Annotated in this window: 15 protein-coding genes; 2 read left to right on the top strand and 13 right to left on the bottom strand. The window is 66.7% G+C overall.

Going from position 1 to position 20,931, the window contains the following annotated elements:
- Positions 1-216: 216 nt before the first annotated feature.
- Positions 217-714 (bottom strand): DUF6301 family protein, encoded by a 498-nt coding sequence (locus DAT37_RS04115; protein WP_109523341.1) that lies wholly within the window; start codon positions 712-714, stop codon positions 217-219.
- A gap of 380 nt (positions 715-1,094) precedes the next feature.
- Between DAT37_RS04115 and DAT37_RS43820 the strand changes: the two genes are divergently transcribed.
- Positions 1,095-1,586, top strand: a complete 492-nt coding sequence (locus tag DAT37_RS43820) for a DUF6301 family protein (RefSeq protein WP_157978264.1) — start codon at positions 1,095-1,097, stop codon at positions 1,584-1,586.
- 408 nt (positions 1,587-1,994) lie between these two features.
- On the opposite strand, the gene DAT37_RS04125 is transcribed toward DAT37_RS43820, so the two are convergent.
- The gene (locus DAT37_RS04125) at positions 1,995-2,465 is read right to left on the bottom strand and encodes a hypothetical protein (protein ID WP_109523343.1); all 471 of its coding nucleotides are present in this window, start codon (positions 2,463-2,465) and stop codon (positions 1,995-1,997) included.
- Between DAT37_RS04125 and DAT37_RS46010 the strand changes: the two genes are divergently transcribed.
- Positions 2,464-2,592: a hypothetical protein gene (locus tag DAT37_RS46010; RefSeq protein WP_269814733.1), complete on the top strand. Its 129-nt coding sequence runs from the start codon at positions 2,464-2,466 to the stop codon at positions 2,590-2,592. The two genes, DAT37_RS04125 and DAT37_RS46010, sit on opposite strands and share 2 nt — an antisense overlap.
- A 249-nt stretch (positions 2,593-2,841) precedes the next feature.
- Here the strand turns inward: DAT37_RS46010 and mobF are convergent, their stop codons facing one another.
- The 11 genes from mobF to DAT37_RS45255 form a co-directional block, all read right to left on the bottom strand.
- Positions 2,842-9,006, bottom strand: a complete 6,165-nt coding sequence (mobF, locus tag DAT37_RS04130; RefSeq protein WP_198654090.1) for a MobF family relaxase — start codon at positions 9,004-9,006, stop codon at positions 2,842-2,844.
- 397 nt (positions 9,007-9,403) lie between these two features.
- Entirely contained in the window at positions 9,404-10,138 is a 735-nt protein-coding gene (locus DAT37_RS04135) for a hypothetical protein (RefSeq protein WP_109523345.1), read from the bottom strand.
- Positions 10,139-10,294: 156 nt separating this feature from the next.
- Entirely contained in the window at positions 10,295-10,831 is a 537-nt protein-coding gene (locus DAT37_RS04140) for a hypothetical protein (RefSeq protein ID WP_109523346.1), read from the bottom strand.
- A 242-nt stretch (positions 10,832-11,073) separates the two neighbouring features.
- Positions 11,074-12,051, bottom strand: coding sequence for an NADAR family protein (locus tag DAT37_RS04145; RefSeq protein WP_157978265.1), 978 nt, complete (start codon positions 12,049-12,051; stop codon positions 11,074-11,076).
- Positions 12,052-12,234: 183 nt separating this feature from the next.
- Complete coding sequence (locus tag DAT37_RS04150; RefSeq protein ID WP_109523348.1) at positions 12,235-12,816, bottom strand: hypothetical protein; 582 nt, start codon at positions 12,814-12,816, stop codon at positions 12,235-12,237.
- A gap of 81 nt (positions 12,817-12,897) precedes the next feature.
- Positions 12,898-14,727, bottom strand: coding sequence for a hypothetical protein (locus DAT37_RS04155; RefSeq protein WP_157978266.1), 1,830 nt, complete (start codon positions 14,725-14,727; stop codon positions 12,898-12,900).
- A gap of 387 nt (positions 14,728-15,114) precedes the next feature.
- Positions 15,115-15,615 (bottom strand): single-stranded DNA-binding protein, encoded by a 501-nt coding sequence (locus DAT37_RS04160; RefSeq protein ID WP_109523350.1) that lies wholly within the window; start codon positions 15,613-15,615, stop codon positions 15,115-15,117.
- Positions 15,616-15,710: 95 nt separating this feature from the next.
- On the bottom strand, positions 15,711-16,694 hold the full coding sequence (locus DAT37_RS04165; RefSeq protein ID WP_157978267.1) for a DNA-processing protein DprA: 984 nt from the start codon (positions 16,692-16,694) through the stop codon (positions 15,711-15,713).
- A gap of 220 nt (positions 16,695-16,914) precedes the next feature.
- A complete protein-coding gene (locus DAT37_RS04170) occupies positions 16,915-17,277 on the bottom strand; it encodes a hypothetical protein (protein ID WP_109523352.1) in 363 nt (120 codons plus the stop codon).
- A 765-nt stretch (positions 17,278-18,042) separates the two neighbouring features.
- The gene (locus DAT37_RS04175; RefSeq protein WP_109523353.1) at positions 18,043-19,887 is read right to left on the bottom strand and encodes a hypothetical protein; all 1,845 of its coding nucleotides are present in this window, start codon (positions 19,885-19,887) and stop codon (positions 18,043-18,045) included.
- A gap of 852 nt (positions 19,888-20,739) precedes the next feature.
- Positions 20,740-20,931 (bottom strand): SbtR family transcriptional regulator (locus DAT37_RS45255; protein WP_408637362.1); only part of this gene is annotated, 192 nt, incomplete at its 5' end.

Raw genomic sequence — 20,931 nt, forward strand, 5'->3', positions numbered from 1 at the left:
GCGCCTTGAATATCGACCTGCATGTATCGAACGCTATTTCATCGCGAGTTGGCGGTGGCGGCAGCACACACAGCGGCCTTCTGCTCCGGAGGCAGACTCGGACCGGTTTCCGTGGTCTCCGAGTGGATGCGGTTGTCGCGCCACTTGGCGTTTCGGTACCCAGCTGTCCGACTGTGTTCGGTGGGGTTGTGTCACCGATGTGTCATCGGGATGGCATCACGGGGGTCCCATCGCGAGTTGCCTGTCCCATTCTTCTTGCTGACGCTGGTACGCCGGGCTGGTGAAATTCACCCAGACAACGCCGGATGTCAGCGACAAGAAGATCTCCACCTGCGGTAAGTTGATTTGGATTCGGATTCCTGAGTCGGTGATCGTTCGATCCACAGGGTTGCCCAGGACCGGTTTCAATTCGTCGGTCAAGTGCTCCAGCGCAGTCGAGAGCTCGGCCATTCCGTCCATATCATCGGGTTCCACCTTCGCGCTGATAGTGAAGTCGATGTGGTTGACAACACCTTTCCCGTCCGAGAAGGCCATACAGATTCCGGGACCTGTGAACCCGGTCTCGACTTCGAATCCGTACTCGAGCTCACGCTTGATGCGCCAACCTCTTTGTTCGCAGAATCGTTGGACGTTATCGGTGGACCAAGTCCAGTCGAACTCCGCTGCCGACAATATGGCAGCACGTGCGCTGTCTACGTCAACATCCACGGTCATCTGAAAACCTCCGACCAGGCACCGAAGTACCGCAATACGAGCTGTGATGCACAACGGCATCGTAGGCGGTCGCCACACTTTGCCGCCGCCCATCGGACTGCCGGGTGACTTTCCTTCCCCTGCTTCCTCGTCCTGGCCATCCCTGAGCTGAGGGAGGTCGTGTCAAGGGCGTTCTTTCCCTTGACTCGTCCGAGTGAGGTCAGACAATCGGGCCATGAGGAGGCAGGGGTTTCGCGACCACACGATGCCCCGTCGATAGGGTGCTGTCGCGGGTTTGTCCGTCGTCGGATTTTTGTTCAGCAATTCATCTGCGCAGGTCAGCTCGTCGGCCCCATCGTTCGGAGGGGTCTGCGGTGGTGCCGTGACACTATGATTCGGTCATGCGTGGAGACTTCGACCGGGCTGCTGAAATCGTCCGCTTGGCAGCAGATTTCGACTGGACCTGGTCGCGAGACGATCTCGACAGATTCTGTGCGGTTGCCCACTGGACCGTGACTGAAAGCCGCCCACGGTGGGCATCGGTTACCACCGATCTCGACATCGAGAATCGTCAAAGTCATGTGCATCTGGACGCCGATAGCCTCCTCAAGTACATCGACTTCGGTGTCACGGACCGCCTGAGCGAAGAAGAAGCTCAGTCCAGCGAGTTGCCCGCAGTGTGGTTTCGCAGTCTGGCTGATCGGTTGCTGGCTGAGCTGGGTCTGCCCAACCGTCGCAGAGAAACCGAACTTCGGTGGGACCTGCCCGCGGTGGTGATCGTTGCTCGCCGGGCAAGCCGGGACAACTATGTGGCCATGACGAGCCCTCGGTACCGAGCCGAGCAAGACCGAATCGATGAGGATCTTGCCAACCGACCCGACGAGCAGTGGTAGCGGGACTGCGAACTTTTCGTTCAGTCAGTTCATCCGCACAGGTCAGCCCGGTTTCCGAGGTTCCGGCGACCGGACCACGGTCAGGCCGCACGAGCGAGTGCCGGTCAGAGCCGTCAGGTCGGCGCCATCATTCGTTCGCGAGCGATCCCTTGGTCGGTGGGGACTGCCGCACGGTGCGGTGACCATGCAGCAGTCCCATCTCACCCCGGCGAGTGGTTGCCGACTCCGCACTCCCAAGGATCTGAACAGCTCGTGCGATCAGCGGCGTGTGCGGATGTCGGAGCGGCCTCACCGAGACGGGTCTGAACGGCGGGCAACGCATCGTGTCCGAATGTGGTGAGTGGTATCCGACCCGCATTGGGGCACTGTCTCTCGGTGCCCGCTACATCAACCAACAGGCACGCTCGCTCAGCCGTCTCGGCGTTGTCGGTGTTCGAGAACGTATCGAGCTGCGGTCCACACTCGTTCGAACTCGTCGGCACTGATATCGGCGATAGACGCCTCTTCGAAATCCCAGTCCCAGTCCGCGGAGTTTCCTTCGGCGACTACGCCGTATTTGCGGTCGTAGGCTTGAACAGCGGCTATACCGCCATGGTCTCGTGCGTACATCACCTCATCCAGCGCTGCGGCTGTACTCGGTAGTCCGTCCAACCCATCGAGGTTGACCTGCCGGTTGGGCCATCCTTCGGCGTCGAGTTCGATGAAAAGCCAGATGTGCAGATCTGCGTCAGTTCCACTGTCGGTGAGCAGGTCTCGGAGGTTCTCTTCTGAAGAACTCGGGGATGCGCTGGGTCCCGGCCCGGATACGATCCGGGCATATCTCGCCGCTACACGGCAGGTGATCCATATCGAGATGTCGGCTGCGGGTGCGGCTTCCATGGGGGCGGTGCTCGGGGAGATCCTCGCGTTCGAACTGGCCGAGACCTTCGACGGGCTCGTGTGGTTCTTCGGACCGGAATGGGTGTCCCCGCGGGAACGGGCCGAGGTGCTGTGGATCCGGGCCTGACCGGTCGGCCGACCAGACATTCGGACATTGAATCCCCCGGTCAGTCCGGAGCCCGCGACAGCCGGTCGCTGACTCCAGGTCCCGGTCATGACGTTGACGACGCCGGCCCAAGCGCGTGGCATACCGGATTGTAGGGCTTGCTCGCTTGGTAGGCGCTAACACCGAATGAGTCGGTGCCAGCGACGACGCTTCTCGCGATTTGCTCGAAACTGCGGTCGGGCAACGGTATCGACCTCACCCGGCGAATCTTTATGGACCGATATCGTGCTCATGTTCGGGGCCGGGTTCGTGAACCGGTCGGTGTTCTGTGGCGGGAAGGATAGCGTCCCCGCGTTGGTTGGTAGGCAGCGGCGAGTCGGGCGAGGACTCGCGCTGTCGGCGGTTGCGTTCTTCGTGGACCGCGCCGAGTTGCGTGCGCAGCCGAGTCTGTTCTGCTGAGGATTGGCTGGATGGCGTTGGGTTCGGGGCCTGTGGTGTGCGGTCTCTTTCGGCGTGTGGAGTTCGGGTAGTTTCTGCCCATCGGTCGGGTGGTCCGGCCAGGACTACGGCGTGGCGGTGGGCGTCGCGTTCTTTTTGCTGGGCGTCGTCGCGTCGGGTGATCAGTTGTTGCTTGGCGGTCTTGAGGGTTTCGCTCTCCCCGGTCAGTTCCGCGCGTTTGCGGCGTGGGGCGGCCGCGAGGGTGGCGCGTGTGGCGGCGGTGATGCTCGCGACTTCCCGGATCTGGGTTTCGATGGCCTCGACCTCGGCGCGCGCGGCATGGACTGCTGCGATGGCCTCGGTCGCGGCGGCCCACCGCTGCGGGGCGACCGCTGCTGCTGGTGTGTCGCTGTGTGCGGCTTGGGCGGCGTCGAGGTTGGTGGCGAGTGCGATCTGTTGGGTGAGTTCGCTGATGTGCTGGTCGAGTTCGGCGTCGGTGAGTTCCAGCAACGATGGTGTCGGCGCAGCGGTGTCGGGTGTCGTGTCGGTGCGTGCTGATTCTGCGGTGAGGTTGTGGTCGATGGCCCATTGCTCGATGGTGGTCCGGATGGGCACCGGTGAGCGCCGCCAGTCCCTGTGCAGGAACGCTCGTGCTTCGGCAGCGGGCCGGGAGGCGGTGACGAATGCGCAGCGCTGGCGGAAGTATTCGGTGTAGGTGGTCGGGTCATGGGCGGGGATTCCGGGTCGGTCGTCGGCGCGGCAGTCCGAGCACAGTCCGTCAGCGTTGGCGAATCGGCCGGTGACGGGGTCGATGGTCGGGAGGTCGCGGGCGGGCAGGTCGAGTTCGCAGCCCACGCACGCGAGGTGTAGCGGGGTCCCGTCGCGGTAGAACCGTGTGGTGGTAGGTGTTTCCTGGCCGCTGCCGTATTCGGCGTCGGAGTCGCGGAGGGTGCGTGTGTCGGCGTTGGGTTGGATGATGTCGGCGACGATGGATCCGTCATCGATGCGGTTGTGACGGTCGGCGGCGTCGCGGCCGCTGTCGCGGCGTTGTTCGCGGGTGTGGATCCGGGCGGGGTCGACGCGTTGGCGTTTGTTCGATGGTGGTACCCACGAGGAATCTTGTCGGCGCCGATACATGCCGGGGTCTTCGTCGGGGGTGCAGGCGTCGATGATGGGCGCGAGTCCGGGGTTGGTGGCAGCGGCGTGGCGTAGTCGGGCTTTGGCGATCGGGAACGCGTATTCGGTCAGGGTTTTCGCGACGCGGCGGACGGTCGCGCGGTCGTTCTCGGTGAGCGGTAGCTCGGCCAGCAGGGCATAGGCGGTCTTGGTCTCACCGCGGGCGAAGTGTGCGTAGACCTCGCGGATGCGGACGGCGAGTTCGGTGAGGGCTTGCTGACTGCGTGGTTCGTCTTCGTCGTAATCCTCGGCGTGGAGGGTGTCGTCTGGTTGGTCGCCGGTGTCGAGGTCGCTGCCGGGGTGGGCCATGGTGTGCTCCGGTGGGGTGGCGAGGAGTTCGGCGACGTCGTCGGGGATCGGATGTTCTTCGGGCTCAGGGTCGGATTCCGGTGGTGGTTCGAGCGATGTCGTGGGCGGTAGGTGGGTGTCCGGTTTTTCGGTGAGGGCGTCGATGCGCCAGGCCAGGGCGGTGGCGAGTTGGTCGGGGCGTAGCCGGTCGCGTTCGGAGCTGCGTCCGTCGAGCAGCAGATCGCCTGCGACGGTGAGTAGTTCGAGCGCGGTCCACGCCCGCCTGTCGTCTCCGTCGGTGGTGGTGAGTGCGTGTTCGACGGCGGCGACGACGGTGGGCCAGGCGGGGTCGGCGATGATGCGGGCTGCGGTGTCTTCGCCGAGCACGACTGCCAGGTCTGGCGTCCATGACGGATTCAGCGTGGGCCCGGTGGTGTCGAGGAGCGGGGTGGCGGTGTCGAGGTGTAGCCGGAACCATAGGGCGGCGGCGGGCATGTCGTCGGGCAGTGGTCGCGGGGCGATGGCGGCGGCGAGTTGCGCGGGCACGTCGATACCGGCGCGGTGGGCGGTGTCGAGCCGTTCGGCCAGGACCGGCCAGAACGGGTCGTCGGTGATGCGTTCGTCGAAGTGTTTGACCTCGGCAGCCCACACGATCGCGGCGAGGTGGGCATCGCCGATGGCTTCGGTCGCGCGCAAGGCCAGGCGGTGTCGATGGCGGCGTTCGGCGACGGTGTGCCGGGCAGGACCGGCCGGACGCAAGTCCTGGGGGGACACATGGGCTGCTGCGCGCCACACCAGCAGTTCGGCGAGCAGGTCGGGGTCGGTGCCGATCAACGGCCGGGCCCAGACCGGTGCGGTGGAGACGGTGAAACCGGCTGCGGTGGTACGGAGTTGGTGGGCGAGGTCGACCACGATGCGGGCCAGTGCGGTGAGGTAGTCGCCGAATTCGGGGTGCTCGCGCAGTGTGGTGGGGATGCCGGACAGCCACGGCAGCGGGCCCGGGGGTGTGGAGTGGTTGCCGGTGGTGTCCAGGCGCCAGTCCAGGACCGCGGCGATGTTGTCGGCGGTGGACAGTTCACGGCTACCGATGGCCTCACCCAACGCGATGAGCGGGTCGCGGCCGGATAAAGCGAGGGTGGCCAGGTGTCGACGCAATACCGGCCATCCGGCCGTGGTGGTCAGGGTGGGCAGCAGTGTTTCGGCGCCGAGATCGATCCGGGCCATGGCGTCGGGGCCGAGCGCGGCTTCGGAGGCGACCGCGACGGCCTCGAGGTAGACGTCGGCGAGGCGCCCGATCCGGGTGTGGGGGTCGAGGGTCTTGCGTAGTTCGGCGTGCGCCGAGGTGACGGCGTCGTCGCGGCCCAGGATCGCGACGAGGATGTCGGTGGCGGTGCGCGGCAGGACCGCGCGTTCGGTCCAGAACGATTCCTCGGGGTTTCCGTCCAGGGCGGTGGTGACGTAGAGGTGGTTGGCGCCACGACCGCGGGTGAGTGCGACGTAGAGCTGATAGCGGCTTTCGTGGCCGGTGAGCACGGTGTGGCAGGTGTCGGCGGTGATGCCTTGCACGGAGTTGATCGTCGCGGCGTACCCGAGCCGGGTGTGTTCGGCGACGTAATCGGCAGGTAAGTAGACGGTGTCGCCGTGGCGACGCTGCCCGAGCTGACGTATCGCGGTGAGCGCGCCGTCGGCGTGGACCTCGGTGACGGTCCACTGGTAGCCGTTGCGGACGAAATCGCTGTCACCGCAACGGATTCGACGGTTGTTGCTGGTGGTGCGGATCGTGTCACCGACCGAGGCCGCCGCGCCGTCACCGAGCGCGACCTCGGGCCCGGGGTCTTCGGTTCCGGCCAGCCGATGCTCGCGGGCGAGGGTGTTGAGTTCGGCGACCACGGTGTGGGTGGCGGCGAGCATGATCGTGTCGCGACCGGCGCTGTGGTCGGCGAGCCATGCACGGAAGGCGGAATCGACGACCGCGGCGGGGCTGCCGATGTGGACACGGTCACGATCGAGGTAGAAGCCCAACCCGGACGGGTCACCCTCGCGCACAGCGAGACTGGCAGCGGATTCGGCGCGGTCGGCGAAGCGCACGACATGGGTCAGAGTCAGTGCCGAGCCACCGGCGGCGTGGATCATGTCCCGTGCCGAACCACCGGCGTCGATGGACTGCAACTGGTACTGATCACCGAGCATCCGCACGGTCGCACCGCGCCCGAGCAGGAAGATCAACACCCGTAACCGCGCCTGGTCCGGGATCTGGACGTGCTCGTCGATGATCACCAATGTGGTGTCGTCGATGTCGAGGATCCACTGCGGAAGCGACGGCGGCGGGCGCCCGGCCCGGAATACCAGCGACTCGAAGGTAGGGGTGTGGCTGTCGAGTACGTGTAGGAGTTTGTCGACGGTGTTGACCGGCGCGGAGATTTCCTCGGCGAGTTCGCCGGCTGCTTTGGCTGTCGGTGCCAGCCCGCACACGCTGCCCCCGCCGGTCAGCCACGCCCGGGTCAGGACCCGCATGGCGGTGGTCTTACCGGTACCGGCGGGGGCGTCGGTGATCTGGATCCCGAGTCCCGAGGTGGCGAATGCCTGGATCACGGCCTCTTGGCCTTGGTTGAGTTGGCGGTCACGATGGGCGGGATCGGTGTTGAATTCGGTGATGGCTGCCTCGACCACGTCGGCGGGTGTGACGCGGCCTCGGGACTCGGTGATCATCGAGATCAGGTGCGCTTCGGTGGACAGGGTCTGCACCGATGTGTAGAGCTGATCGCCCGCGGTCGTGAACGCGCTCGTGCCGTCGGCGCGACGGAACACCTGCGGCGGGGCCCGCACGGCGGGTTCGGCGGCCCGGTCGGGGTCACCGCGCGGCACCGACCGCGTCGGAGCCAACGCCGCGTCGGTGACCGCGTCGGCTACCAGCGCCCATTGGTGAGGGGCGACCTTGCCGCGGATGACGCGTTCGGTCTCGCTACGTACGTGGGTGACCCGCCAGATCGAGCGTTCCGCGGAGATCGTGTCGATCACCTGATCGGCCCACCGCTCGATCGTCGCACCGACAAGGCGCGGTCTGCGCGGCGGAACCGGATGCAAGGCCCGCGTCGTCATCGCGCGCACCAGATCGGCGGTGCCGAGCACCTCGATGGCTTGGGCGAGCCAGTCGGCGCGTTGCTCGGCCAAGGAGCGGGGCAGGTGTTTGCGCGGGCGTGTGCCGAGGGTGGCGCGTTCCATCAACTCATACATTTCCCGGCTGGTCGGGTCGCGGCCCAGACGTTTCTGGAACTCGACGGTCAGCTGACCGAGGCGGACGGTGATGGCGGCGTCGCGTCGGGAGAAGTGCTCGATCAACTCGACCGGGACACCGACGATTTCCCGGATCGGGCGTTTGTTCGGGTCGGTCCCTGGGCGTGGGGCGAACCGCAATCCGAGCAGCGTTTCCAGATGATGTTCCAGGCGGGTGTTGTAGATCTCGCTCGCGGTGACCAGCGACTTGTAGAGCATCGAGCCGTCCACGGTGCGCCATTGACCATCTTCGAGAGTACGTACACGGTTGGCGATGACGATGTGGGTGTGGAAGTCCGGGTCCCCGCTACGGGAGTCACGGTGTTCGAACCGTGCAGCGATCAACCCCTCGACATCGACCTGGCGGACACCGTTACGCCCGACCCGGGTGTAGAGAGCGTCGGTTTCGAGGTAGTCGATCGCGTCCTGCACCGCGAGGCGGTCGGCCTGCTCGGCCAGGGCCGCGACCGGCATCGGCGCCAACGCGCGAAATACCGAAACACTTTTCGGCCCGGAGAAGCACACCCCGTAACCGGCGACAGCGGTCGTCTGCTGGCGGCTGTTGCGCGCGACCCAACCCGACAGTTCCCGTTCGGTGAGTGGATCGCGGCCGAACTCGAAACGGAACATGCCGTGCGCGACCGCGGTCCGGATACGGGCACGGACCTCGTCGGGGATCGGGTCGCTAACGCCGAGTCCTTTGTCGGTGTTGTACTCGGAGAACGCGCGAGCGCACTGCTGACGAAATGCGGTCTCACCGCTGTAGATCCGGAAAGGACTGCCCAACCGGCTCGCTTTCTCGGCTGCCTTCTCGGCCATCGCGTGCGGGGCACCCCACGACAGTTCCAGGGTGCGGATCTCCGCGGTGATGGCGTCGGCTTGGGGATGCATCCCCAACCCGAACAGCGCATGCATCTGCTCCTCGGTGACGATGTCGCCGGAATTGATCCGGGAACCCTCCATGTCACGGACCGGGTAGGGGTCCGGATCGGGATCGACCTCAGGGTCCGGATGAACGAGGATGTCCTCTCGGTCGACCTCGAGACCAGCGGCGGGTTCGGGTTCGGGTGTGCGGTCGCGGTAGGTGACAGTCAGCCCCGGCAGCCCCGAACCGAGCCACGTTCCCGGCGTCTCGCCGCGCGCGGAGTAGTAGTCGGCCAACGCGGAGCGGCCGCGGTCGGACGCGTCGTGCACGGCGACCTGCCGGATGTAGTACAGGTAGCCATCTCCTGCGGTGATCTTGTGCAGGGTCGCGGTCACCCTTCCATGACAGCCGCCGAATACGCAGTGCGCCAGCCATTCCGGGGATGCAGCTTGCATATATGCCAGCCCGCATCACCTGTCGTCTATCTATTTGCTATCCGGGATGCAAGAGGTCTGCACTTGAAAACGTTATAGAAGGGGGTAGGTGAGGAGGGGGGAGGGTGGATGTGTGGTGGGAGGTGTGAGAGAAGGAAGAGGAGGGGGAGTGTGTGGAGGTGGCGGAGAGGGAAAGGGATGGGGGGGAGTGGATGTGGTGGATTCCTCGATGTAGTGCAGGGTTGTGGGTCAGCTATTCGATCTCCATCCGCCTGGCCGGATTCGTCGACGCCGCACCGCGGCGACGTTTCGGCCGCTGGTGCACGAGCGCGCAGACCCGTGCACCAGCGGCCGCGGATCATGAAGCCGGGGTGTCGACGTAGGTGATCGAATCGGCTTCGCAGAGTTTGGCGGCGATGTGCCTGCTGACGGTGTCACGGAGCAGTTCGGGGGTCACGTCGCCGGTGCGTGTGAGTTGGATCGTTTCGGTGATGGTGCCGAAGCCGGGCACGGTCACGGTGATCTGTTTGGTCTCGGGGGGCAGGTAGGCTCCCAGGCCGATTCGTCGGAGGGTGCTTTCGACCTCCTTGCAGTGCCCGGCGCTGATCGCGTGTTCGATGAAGGTGCGGATGATGCTGTGCCGGAAAGCGCTGACCTCGGGCGATCCGGCTTCGGGGTAGCGCGTGTCGTATTTGCCCCACGTGGTGGTGACGGCCTCGATGTCGACGGTCTGGCCGTGGTCGGTCGGTTGTGCGGTGAGTGTGCCGTTTTCGATGGTGGTGAGGAATCGGCTGACGTGGGTGTCGATGTAGTTTCGGGTCGCCTCGGCCACGTCGTATCGGTCGGGTGTGGTTGTGCGGGTGTAGATGAAGATCGACGCGGGTTCGGTGAAGTGGGTGGCCAGTTCATCGAGCGTGACGGTGAACGGGCGACGGGCGCTGGGCATGAGCCCGGCCAGACCGGTCGCGGCGAGGAAGGTTTCGGCGCGGTCGCGGTATCCGTTGTGCTCGGTCCATCCGGCGATGCGGGCGACGAGGATGTGTTTGTCGGTGGTGACGTCGTCGACGGTCAGGGCGTTGGCGGCGGTGGTCATGACGTGCTCCGTATCTGCTCTGCGGTGTCCGCTGGGCGGGGATTTCTGTGCCGGTCCGGCACATTCCTCGGTCCGCGCACGCTCAGGGGATGCGCGGGCCGAGGGACGATGCCGGTGTTCGCGGTGGCGAGGTGCCCGTAGGTCGGGGCAGGAGTGTCAGAACGGGGGCCGGGTGATCGGTAGCGGGAAGCGTCGCTCGATGTCGGCGCGGACGGCGTTGAGGATGCATTCGAGCAGTTGGGTGTCGTCGAGTCCTCCTGATCGGTTCAGGGGCACCTCGACGGCGAGTGAGGTGATGTCGATAGCGACGTCGACCTTTTCCGAGGTCTGCGGCATGTACCAGGTGAGTCCGAGCTCACGCAGCGCCGATTCGACCGCGTCGCCGAGCCCGTGGGTGTCGGCGAGGGTGAGCGCGGTCCTGACGAAAGTTCTTCGGACCTTGTCGATATCGACTGAGCTGGTCGGCGGGAAGTTGGTGCTGGGGCGGCCGTAGGTGGTGAGCAGGGCTGCGGCGTCGACCAGTTGGTCGTCGGCGGAGATACCCGAGGTGCCGGGGAGCAGGGTGTGGAGGCCGAGCGCGGTGAGCAGGACACCGGCGACGCGCGGGTCGCGATCAGGGATCCCGGAGTCGATGAGCCGTGCGACCAGGACGCGTTTGTCGGTGGGGAGGTCCTCGACGGAGGGGCGGGTCATAGGAAGGTGTGCTCCTGTAATCGCGGGGGAAGCTAGATCTGGTGCGCGTCGGGCACACCCCGACGACCGGCGGCAGGTGCCGTCGATCGTGGGCTGTGTCGGTCGAACATCAGTGGGGCCGGAGGCGGCGGGCGGACAGGTTTCGCGTCGCCGGTCGAGGTCCCGGATCGTCGCGGTATCGGGTGGGGTGTCGCGACGATCCGGGGATCGTGATGGTCGGAAGGGTGCGGGAGGTGGCGCAGTTACGCGGCCGGTGCCAGGCTGTAGGAGGGGGTGAACCGGGTGGTGCGTTCGGCGAGGTCGATGGTGATGACCGGCATGCCGGAGCAGTAGCGGCGCAGCGCGTTCACTGTCCCGCCGCGGCCGCGGGTGGGGTCGAGAATGCAGATGACCGCGTCGGCGTCGCCGATCAAGACCTGGTTCCGGTAGTCGAAGGCCCGGTTACGGTCGTGACCGGAGTGGGCGACCAGGACGTGGCGGGACAGCTGTTCGCAGATCTCGCTGTGGTGTGCGCGGCGGGCGGAGTTCCAGTCTGTGGTGGTGGTCTGTTCGGGGAAGGGCTGATAGCCCCACAGGTCCAGTCCGGCGGTGGCGGCGGCGTCGGCCCACCACAGGTCGGCTCCGGTCGCGAGTCCGGACAGTCCGAGCTGGGTGTCGTGCTCGTCGCGCAGCTTCATCGCGAGCCGGGCGAGTTCGTCACGGACCCAGGGGTGCAGGTCGGCGTCGATGAGATGTTCACGGTGCCCGGTGGCCGCGACGCGTACCCACCGCTGTGAGTCGTGCCCGGCGAGCTCGCTACGCAGCCGCATCAGGCTGCGGCCGAGCCAGTTATGGCCTACCGCGGTCGCGAGTCCGGGGCGCAGTACGCGGCCCCAGTAGTCGTCGCCCCACGTGTTTCCCTCGATCAGCAACGCGTCGCCGGTGTCGAGCAGTCGCTGGGTGAGGTCGGGGTCGCTGGTGAATTTCGCGTGCAGGATCGCGCGCATGTACAGGACACGGTCGCGGTCCCAGTTCGGTCGCAACGGGGCGCGGCGGCCGAGCTGTTTCGCCGCCTGGGGGGTGGGGGCGGCGAGGATGCGCCCGATCCATTCCCGGTCGGTGGTCTTGACCCCTGCGAATACGTGTTCGGAGGTCGCGCAGTCGAATCCGCGGAACTGGAACGGATGGGGGTAGAAGTTCGAGAGGAAGCGGAAGGGGCCGTCGAAGGAATCGATGACCACCTCTGAAGAGGAGGGAGACACGGTACCTGCCATTCACCGGAGTGGGGATATTCGGTCCGGCTGGTGGTGGGTGGCGGTCGGCTACGCGAGTTCGGCTACGCGACCGTGCGGCAGGAACGCCGTCGGGTGCACTGTGGGAGCGGGATGGGCCCACTCCCACAGTGTGGATTGACGCGAGGCTGGTCAGAAGTAGGCGACGGCGGATTCGAGGTCGGCCGCAGCGTCGAGGTCGCAGCTGCGGCGTAAGAGCGCGGCCAGCAGCGATTCCCAATCGACGTCGCCGGTCGCGTCGGCGCGTGCCAGGACGGTCACGGCACCGGCCTCGGGCAGTGTGAGGCTCAAGGGTGCGAGTTGTCGTTTCGCGCCGAGCCCGGCGACCGCGCAGCGCGGCGGCAGGGCAGTAGCAGAGGCGTCGGCGTCGGGAAGTGTGCTGTCGAGCAGAGTCCATCCGAAGTTGTCGCAGCGATAGAAGCGATTGTCGAGGCCGACGACGTCACCGCTGGACAGCGACCGGTGACCGGCCGCGTAGTAGAGGTCGGCGTGTACCGACGGCGTCTGGTCGTTGAACATCGTGAACTGGGTGTTGAGGATGTCCTGGTCGGTCGCGTCGGCGGGGTGGCTGCGGTCACTGTAGGAGTAGGCGTCGACGAAATCGACCGACAGGTCGTAGCTGGTGTCACCGAAACTGCGGGCGTTGAGCAGGATTCGGATCCTCACGCCCGTGGCGGAGGCTGCGGTGTCGGTCGGGGTCAGGGTGCTGGGCACAGGAACTCCTGAAAGGACGAGAAGGGATTGCGGGTCGGGGGCGTCCGCGGTGGACGCCCCCGACCCGGGTGACGGCTTCGCTCAGACAGCTACGCTCTGGCGGGCCGGGGGAACGGTGACGATTCCCAGGTGGACGCAGCACGCGGTGCAGCGACCGTTGTGGATGTCGACCGCCTTGTCCTCGAGGCAGCTGAGGCAGCGGCTGCGACGCTGGCCCTCACCGATCACCGGACCGTCCTTCGGTGCCCGGCGCGGCTTCGGCGCGGGCGTGGGCGCAGCGTCGAGGTCGACCACCTCCAGCGGGGCCTTGCCGAACTCCGGATCGATGTAGGCGCGGATGAACGGCACCGCCGGATGACCCCTGTGCGCGCGGGCCACCCGGTCGAGGATGTAGTCGGAGCTGCCGGGGTAGCGGTGCATGAAGTAGGCGCTACGGGCCATCACCACTTCGGCGGGACCGGTTCCTTCGGGCAGGGCGGGCATTCCGGGGTGGCCGTCGGCGCGGCAGACCGGGCACAGCCCGTCATCGCTGCGCCAGTCCCCGTCGATGTGATGCTCCGCAGCGCGGATCATCGACGCGGGGCGTTCGATGAAGCAGGACACGCACGGCCAACCATTCAACGGCGCTTCGGCGGCCCGGTCGTAGTCGAGGTCGTTCCCGTTCTGCTGGAACGGTTCACGCTCGTCGGCGATGATCCGGATCTTCGTACGCCGCTCGGCGACGCGGTGGCTGTAGTCGTCGGAGACGACATGCTCACCGTCGAGGGCGGTGGCCGCGTCGAACTGTCCGCTGACGAAGTCGACGTAGACCCGATCCCACCAACGGCGTGCCTGTTCGGCATCGACCACCCGAGCACGGCGCACCTTTCGCGGTGTCTCCTCGCCCGACCGCGCCCGCTTGCGGGTTTCCAGTTCGGCTTCGGCGAGATAGATCCGCTCACGGCTCTCGAGATAGTCGTGGCCTGCCTTCTCGGCGGCCGCGGCCTGGTAGTCCCGGTACGCTTCGGCGTCGAAGTAGCCCGCGACCTTGGCCAGTCGGGTGTTCGCGCGTCGGCGGTCAGCGCCCTTGCGGCGGTGGTCGGCGAGCCTGGCCTGCTGTTCGATGTACTCGCCGCGGCGCGGCGCGGCGGTGCGGGCAGTCGGGCGGGGTTTGGGCTGGCGCTGCTCGGGCCGGTACCGGTCGCGGACCGCGGGGGTCTGCCACAGGTTCGCGTCGATGCCGCGCGCGATGGTGTCGCGGTTGTACAGGTCCGGATCGGTGGGCTGATACAGCTGCGGGTCTTCGGTCGGCACGCACGCGTCGAAGTGGACGAGATCGTCGGGGTGGCACAACATCCGCAGCTTCGCGATCTCCGCGCAGGCCTGATCGAAGGGACGCTCGCTGAGATGGTCGATGATCCGGGCAAGGACCCGGTTCAACCGTCCACGCTGTTGCGGGCCGGTGATCCTCGGCAACATCGCGTGCGGGTTCCACGGCGCGGCCGGTGCGGTCTCCGCCGCGGTGCTGGACTCGACCGGGTCGGTTTCGGCGAGCGTGTCGGGGTCGCTGTGCGGGTCGCTGAGACGCAGCGGGGCCCCGAACAGGTGCGGATTGCTGAATCGACGCGGGTCGTCGTCGGCGAATCCCGGCTGCACCGGCGGCAGCAGGGCAGCGAGGTGCCTGCCGCGAGGAGTGTCACGTTCGGCGATGCGGTGAAGTCCCCGCGCCGCACTGCGCGGGCGATGCTTGGTGAACACGTCTACCAGGTAGACCAACAGTTCGCGGTCTTCCTCGGTCGTGAACGCGAGCGCGGCCAGCCCTTGGCGGCGCAGCGCATCGCGGTCACGGGCCAGGTCGTACTCTTCGTCGATCAAGCGCAGCACGTCGAGGAACGACACGGCTTCGGCTTCGGACAACACTGTTTCGGACAAGGCGATATTCCTGTCTGGTGATATGCGAAAGCACCCCACGCGCGAAGCTGCAATCTCCAACACGAGGGGTGGGCGGCTGGTCGGGCGACCCGCCTGAGGGCGTGAAGCCAGTTCGCACGGCGACACGCGGGAGGGAACACGCCATCAGGGCGGAGACGAATTTCCCGCGCCGACAACACGACCGGCGCCGGCGATCGATAACGTCGCGCCGGGGAAATTCGTGTCCGACCGGCGTGGGCCCGTACGCGTGGCGCTGGGCGAACTGGTAGCCCTCGGGAAGGCGGGGCGCTCGACCAGACGAACACCCCGGACCCAACCCACCCACCTGTCGGTGACCACGCTGGAACCGCGGCCACCGAGGGGGATCCGGGCCGAGATCAGGGCCGATTACCCGCCGAAACCTGCGCTGGCGAAAGCAGGGCTGTCCCACGGATCGGACCCGTCTGTGTTCGAACTTCCCGACGCGACGGCGCTGCCGAATCCGCCGCTGCTCGGGGCTTCGGCCTTGCCGAATCCGCCGCGGCGGTCGGCCTTGTTCACTTTCGCGGTCGCGTAACGCAACGAGGGACCGACCTCGTCTACCTCGAGTTCCACCACGGTGCGCTTCTCACCCTCACGGGTCTCGTAGGAGCGCTGCTTGAGCCGTCCGCTGACGATCACACGAGCTCCGCGGGTGAGGCTCTCGGCGATATTCTCCGCGGCTTCGCGCCAAATGGTGCAGCGCAAGAACAGCGAGTCTCCGTCCTTCCATTCGTTGGCGTTGCGGTCGAAGACACGCGGGGTCGACGCGACCGTGAAGTTCGCCACCGCCGCGCCCGCGGGGGTGAATCGGAGTTCGGGATCTGAGGTCAGATTTCCTATCACGGTGATGACGGTGTCTCCGGCCATAACTGGTCTCCTCGGGAGTCGATGATCAACAGGGACAGATGAATTCGGGCACAGTTTCGCGTGTGTGAATTCACCGCGACCGGCCCGCGCGGCGATCAACGCACGGTCGCGTCCTCGATCCGGTCGCGGCCGGAACCGAAGCGCGGGATGCAGCTGTGCGGGTGTCGGGGTTCGGGGTCGGCGGTTTCGTCGAGCGCGGCGAGTACGTCGGCGACCGAGTGCACGGGGCGGGCGTGACCGTCACTGATGAGCTGCCCGCAGCCCCGCGACGCCGCAGTGGGGCCCGGCACGGCCAGAACCGGGCGGTGCAGTCGCCTCGCCCACCGCGCGGTCGACAGAGTGCCCGAACGCACCCCGGCCTCGGGAATCACCAGCTGCCGCGACATCGCCGCGACCAGGCGATTTCGCGCGATCAGCCGCGCCCGGTCGATCTCTTCACACGGTGGGTATTCCGACACGATCGCGCCGGTCTCGGTGACCGCGTCGAACACCTGCGCGAGGGAGGTGGGATAGACGCGGTCGATCCCGGCCGCCGATACGAGCGTGGTCGGCACACCGTGGTCGAGGGCCGTCCGGTGGGCGAGTACGTCGACGCCGTAGCTGCCACCGCTGACAATATGCACGCCGCGTGCGGCCAGCGCGCCCGCGATCTCACTGGTGAGGGCGGCACCGTACGGAGTGACCGCCTGGGTGCCGATGACACCGACGCGAGTCAGGACCGAGACTGGGTCGATGGTGCCGCGGACCCAGACCGCTATCGGTGCCTCCAGGTATCTGCTGTCGCGGGCGTCGAGGTCGTCGAATCCCAGTCCGGTCCAGGCGGGATCGTCGGGGGTGAGCAGCCACGCTCCAGCCCGCTCTGCGCGGACGAGATCGCGGTCGGCCAGCGCAGCGAGCGAGTCCCGCGAATCGGGTCCGGCCGTGCGCGCGCCGATCTGTTCGGCGGCGGCCTCGATATCGGGCGCGACCGCCCGGGTGGCCACGACCACGTCGGCATAGGCGGTAGCGGTGAGAGCGGCGCGGGCCAGGATCGCCCACGCCCGCAGTCGTGTATCGGAGACAGGGGCGATCGTGTGCATGGCAGTGCTCCTCGACAATGGTGGTGATCCCGGCCGGTTGCCGGGTCGGGTGAGCGCGACCCGGTCCGCGCACCGGACGCGGGTGTCGCGATCGCTCATCCGCGTGTGAGGGGTGCTGCCCGCGCGGTCGGAGGCATGCACCGGATGTGGGTAGAGATCCAGACATGCTCGCTGAAACACAGCGACTGCGGCGGGACAGCGAGAGGTGCCCCTGCTGGGCTCAGAGTGTCTGGCTGGTGTCGCGCACCATGGACCCGAACGCGCTCAGAGCGTCGAAGTCCCTGTCGGTGAGTCCGATACCGGGATGGACGATGTGGAGATGGGATTGCCCCTCGTGGTGGCGGGCCACGTAGTCGGTGTCCCACACGAGTTCGTAGCCCTCGGCGGCAAGTTCGCGCAGGCGGTGGCCGTGCTGTGGGTTCAGTTTCACCGGCAGCGGCCTGATCTCGGATTCCGACTTGCCGGGGAAGCGGGCCTGCCATGCCTGCGGCTTCATCTCGTGGCGCTCGTAGCCGGTCGGGTGGTTGTTCCCGGATGGATTGAGTGGGCCGTCGACATCGAGGAACAGCAGTGGAACAGACATCAAAGCTCCTGTGTTCGAGTGGTTTTCGGATTCCTGGGAGTGGTGAGTCATCACTGGGCGGGCGGACGTGTCGCCGTGTGTGGCAGCGGACCTGCCAGATCCAGTGAGGGCAGGTGATGGCTAGCTGGCGACACGGGGAAGTGGGCGCGGATTCGTCGCGGCGACGGCGGCACCTGGGCACTGGACTGACGGCTGGTCATTGCCCAGCCGGTCTCGCGGTTGTGCAGCAAGGACGCGCATGCAGTGCAGACCGCTCAGGCACGGGGCACACGATGCGGACGGCGCTCGTCGAGCCGTGGGCGCGCAGCCGTGCGAGCAGGTGATTCAGCGCGCCGTGATCGGCGCGTCCCTCTGCTGAGGCATGTCCGAGATCGTCGGCACGCCAGTGATTCACATATGGAAGAGATCTCGAGGCTGGCATATGCGAATGCCGTGGATCGCGCGGCGAACCGCGAGTGACATGTGGGGGGTGTTCGACGGATCCGCCGAACACACCCCACATGCGTTGTCACGCGAAGATCCGAAGATCTACCACCCATGAGGGTGGTTCCATTGCCGGGACCGCTGACCGGCGTCACACCCAGACAGGAACATGTACCGCAGCGTGGCGCGGGGCCCAGTGTATCGGCCCGGGCGAAATGTCACACCACGGTTCCGCGCCAGCTTCGCTCTGATGATGCACCGACGCTGCTGGTTTGGTGATGCACCCAGGACGCACTCGACAAGTGATCGTGGGCGCGCCACGGTCTGGGTCGATGACGCCCGCTAGTCATTGGTTGTGTCGGTGAGGATTTCGAACGGGTCGGTGTGGAGCAGGGGCAGTGGGCGGCCGGTGTCCGAGGTGACGAGGATCTGTCCGTGGACCCAGACCACGTCCTTGGTTGCGCTGCCACCGATTCGGCGAGGAGCAGGGTCGCTGGCGGTGGGAATGACGTCCCTGGAGCGCCGAAGCGGCGCGGCGGGACACACCGGGGTGTGTTCGGGTGCGGGGCCGAGTCGTTCGCGGCCATGGATGTCGCCGATACCGTTGTCGGTGGCAGCGCTGGACGGTGTGGTGCAGGGCGTGGTCTCGGCGGCGTCCTCGATCCGGGTGTCCCAGGCGTGGTCGCGGGCGCGACGCTCGTCGCCGCGCAGCAGCGCTGTCTGGAGGGCGGCGAGCACGGTAGCGGAGATATCGGACCGGGCCACCTGGTTGAGTTCCGCGGCGCAGAAGCGGTGGAAGGTGTCCGCGGCGAGGCTGTAGTCGCGGAGTTCGTCCGGGCCGATGCGGCAGCCGTCGCTGACAAGCACCAGGTGACCGGCGATGGTCTCGACGGCTCGGCTGAAGTCGCCAGAGTTGGGGCCGAGCGGAAAATCGACGTGTATGCCGTTCAGGGCCAGCGCGCTTACCAGGCGTTCACCGCTCTGGAGGCGTGTGCCGAATTCGGCATCGGTGTCGCGGGATCGGTCGGCGGCACGTTTGCTGTGTTCTCCGACCAGGATCAACTCGGGCGGCGGTTGGCCGAGGTCGAAGCCTTCGACGACGTGGGCGAGATGGATCTGCTCGATTGCCAGAAGGTCCGGATGGTCGAGTACAGCATTCACGGTCGCCCGAAGCTGGGTGAGGTGGGCGATATCGTCGGCGAATTCGACGGCCAGATCATCGCCGACGGTGCGGTCGTAGAGGCGACCGCATCCGCTGTGCAGATAGTTCAGTGACTGGGCGAGGTCGCGCAGCGAAGCGTGGAGCGTGTTCCGGTTGAGGTGTTCGGGCCACAGCGGCTCGAACTCGGCACCGGAACGGGTGAGGATCGCGTTGCGGCGTGAGGTCACCTCGCGCCGGTCGGGTCGTGACAGCAGAGCGGCCGCGGTCAGGAACGGCTTCTTGTGCAGGATGTCGCTGGGCCGATGATCCCAATCGTCATCGGGCTCGGCCGCTGCGACGAGCGCGTCGCGCAGGACCGCTTTGATCTCAAAGTCCGGGCTGAGCAGGACCGGGGTGTCGGTGAGCAGGTCCAAGTGCGCGGTGTTGCCGCAGAGATAGGCCAGCAGGAAAAGTGCCGTCCGACGCTGAGCCTCGGTGATTGAGCTGTGTGCGAGAAGCTGGTCCCGGAGCCGGACGTACTGTCGGTGGGTCCTCGGGATCGCGAGCGACCTCGAGAAACCGTCGCAGGTGGGGTCCAGCACGGCGGTGGCTGCTCGTAGGGCCGTGAGTTCGCGGCAACTGTCCAGCGCATCGTGGTGGTGGCGTGTGCGTGTGGCGGCGTCGAAGGTTCTGTCGACGTCGATGATCCCGGCCGTGACGTCGATGATCAGTCCGTACTCGCAGTCGTAGTGGTCGGTGATCATCGACAGTGTCCGGGTGGATGTGTCGCTGCCGTCGCGTCCGATGATCGCGTTGAACAGCAACTGTGCGAGCTGTTCGGGCAGCGCCCGGAGTACGGCGGTCGGGGCTTCACCGACATTCGTTGCCGGGAACGGGCCGTGGTGGGTGAGGTGGTCGTATGCGCGCGCCATCGCGGTCCAGGCCAGGGTGTAGGCCAGGCCTTGGCGGAAGTCGAGCGCGAGGTGGTGCCCGCGTGATCGCAGGACCTCGGGCACGGGCGTGACCGTGTGGTCGGGTTCGGGCATGGGTGTGACCTCATTTCGATCGTGCGATGCAGCAGTGTTCGGCGCGGCTGTGCGGTGGTCACGCCGGGGGCTGCTGGGGCGATGGCCGGGGCGCAGTACCGATGACGTGTCGTCCCCGGTGCTTGGGTGGTGTCGAGGCGGCATCCCGCGCTGGCGTCGTTTCAACAGCGGCGCGCTGCGGCGACCTGCACATTGCCCCGGTGTACTGGGCGTGGTCGGTGCCGGAGTAGTGCCGAAGGGAGAAACTGGTGGGGTCCGCAGGCAGGGGCGATCGCGCGAGAGCAGCGTCGAAGTGCGGTACCTTCGCCGGTCCGCGCGAGACGGGGAACCGCTGGAAGTGGACGCAACGCGGGATCAGCCGTGAAATGCCTTGACTGCACGACTCGCCGAGGTGGCGTGTCCGAAGGCTTGCGCCGTTGACGGTAGCCGATCACCAGGTCGCAAGTGTCCGTTGCCGGTGGAGGTGGGCTTTTGCCACCGAAACTGAGCCATCCGATGTTCTCTGTCACTACAGTCGGGCCGTCCTAGCGGGCTCGACTTCGGTTGGTGGGAGCAGGATTCGGGTTCAACGGAGGCGCTGTCAGGTCCGCATGCCGATGACGCGATCGCGTTTGTCGTGGAGTACAGACCGCGTTCGGGTGAGGCCTCAGGGGCCGCTGTCAGCGGAGTGTTGGAACGTAGCGTTCGAGCGGCGCAGCCCGCCCGGCCAGTTCGCCTCCCATCGTGGTCAGACCAACTTTCCGAGGTGGTGGTGGATGGCCACAACCGGTGACCACATCGCCTTGAGCCCCGGCTGGCTCCGCGCGCCAACCCCGGCGAGGTCACCGCCCGGCTGTTCCCGGCGGTGCGCCGTCACTGATCGATACCGGGACGCATCCCCCGCAAGATGATCGCTACGGCTCGCTGTCGCAGGTCATCACTCCAACCGCCGGTAAGCGCCGACCGGCAAGCCACGCTCAGCAGGGCCGTCAGCTCATCACTTCGCACATCCGCGCGAACGGTTCCGGCGCGCCGAGCCCTGCCGAGCAGTTCCTCCACACTGCC

The organism is Nocardia aurea, assembly GCF_003123685.1.
Lineage (GTDB): Bacteria > Actinomycetota > Actinomycetes > Mycobacteriales > Mycobacteriaceae > Nocardia > Nocardia aurea.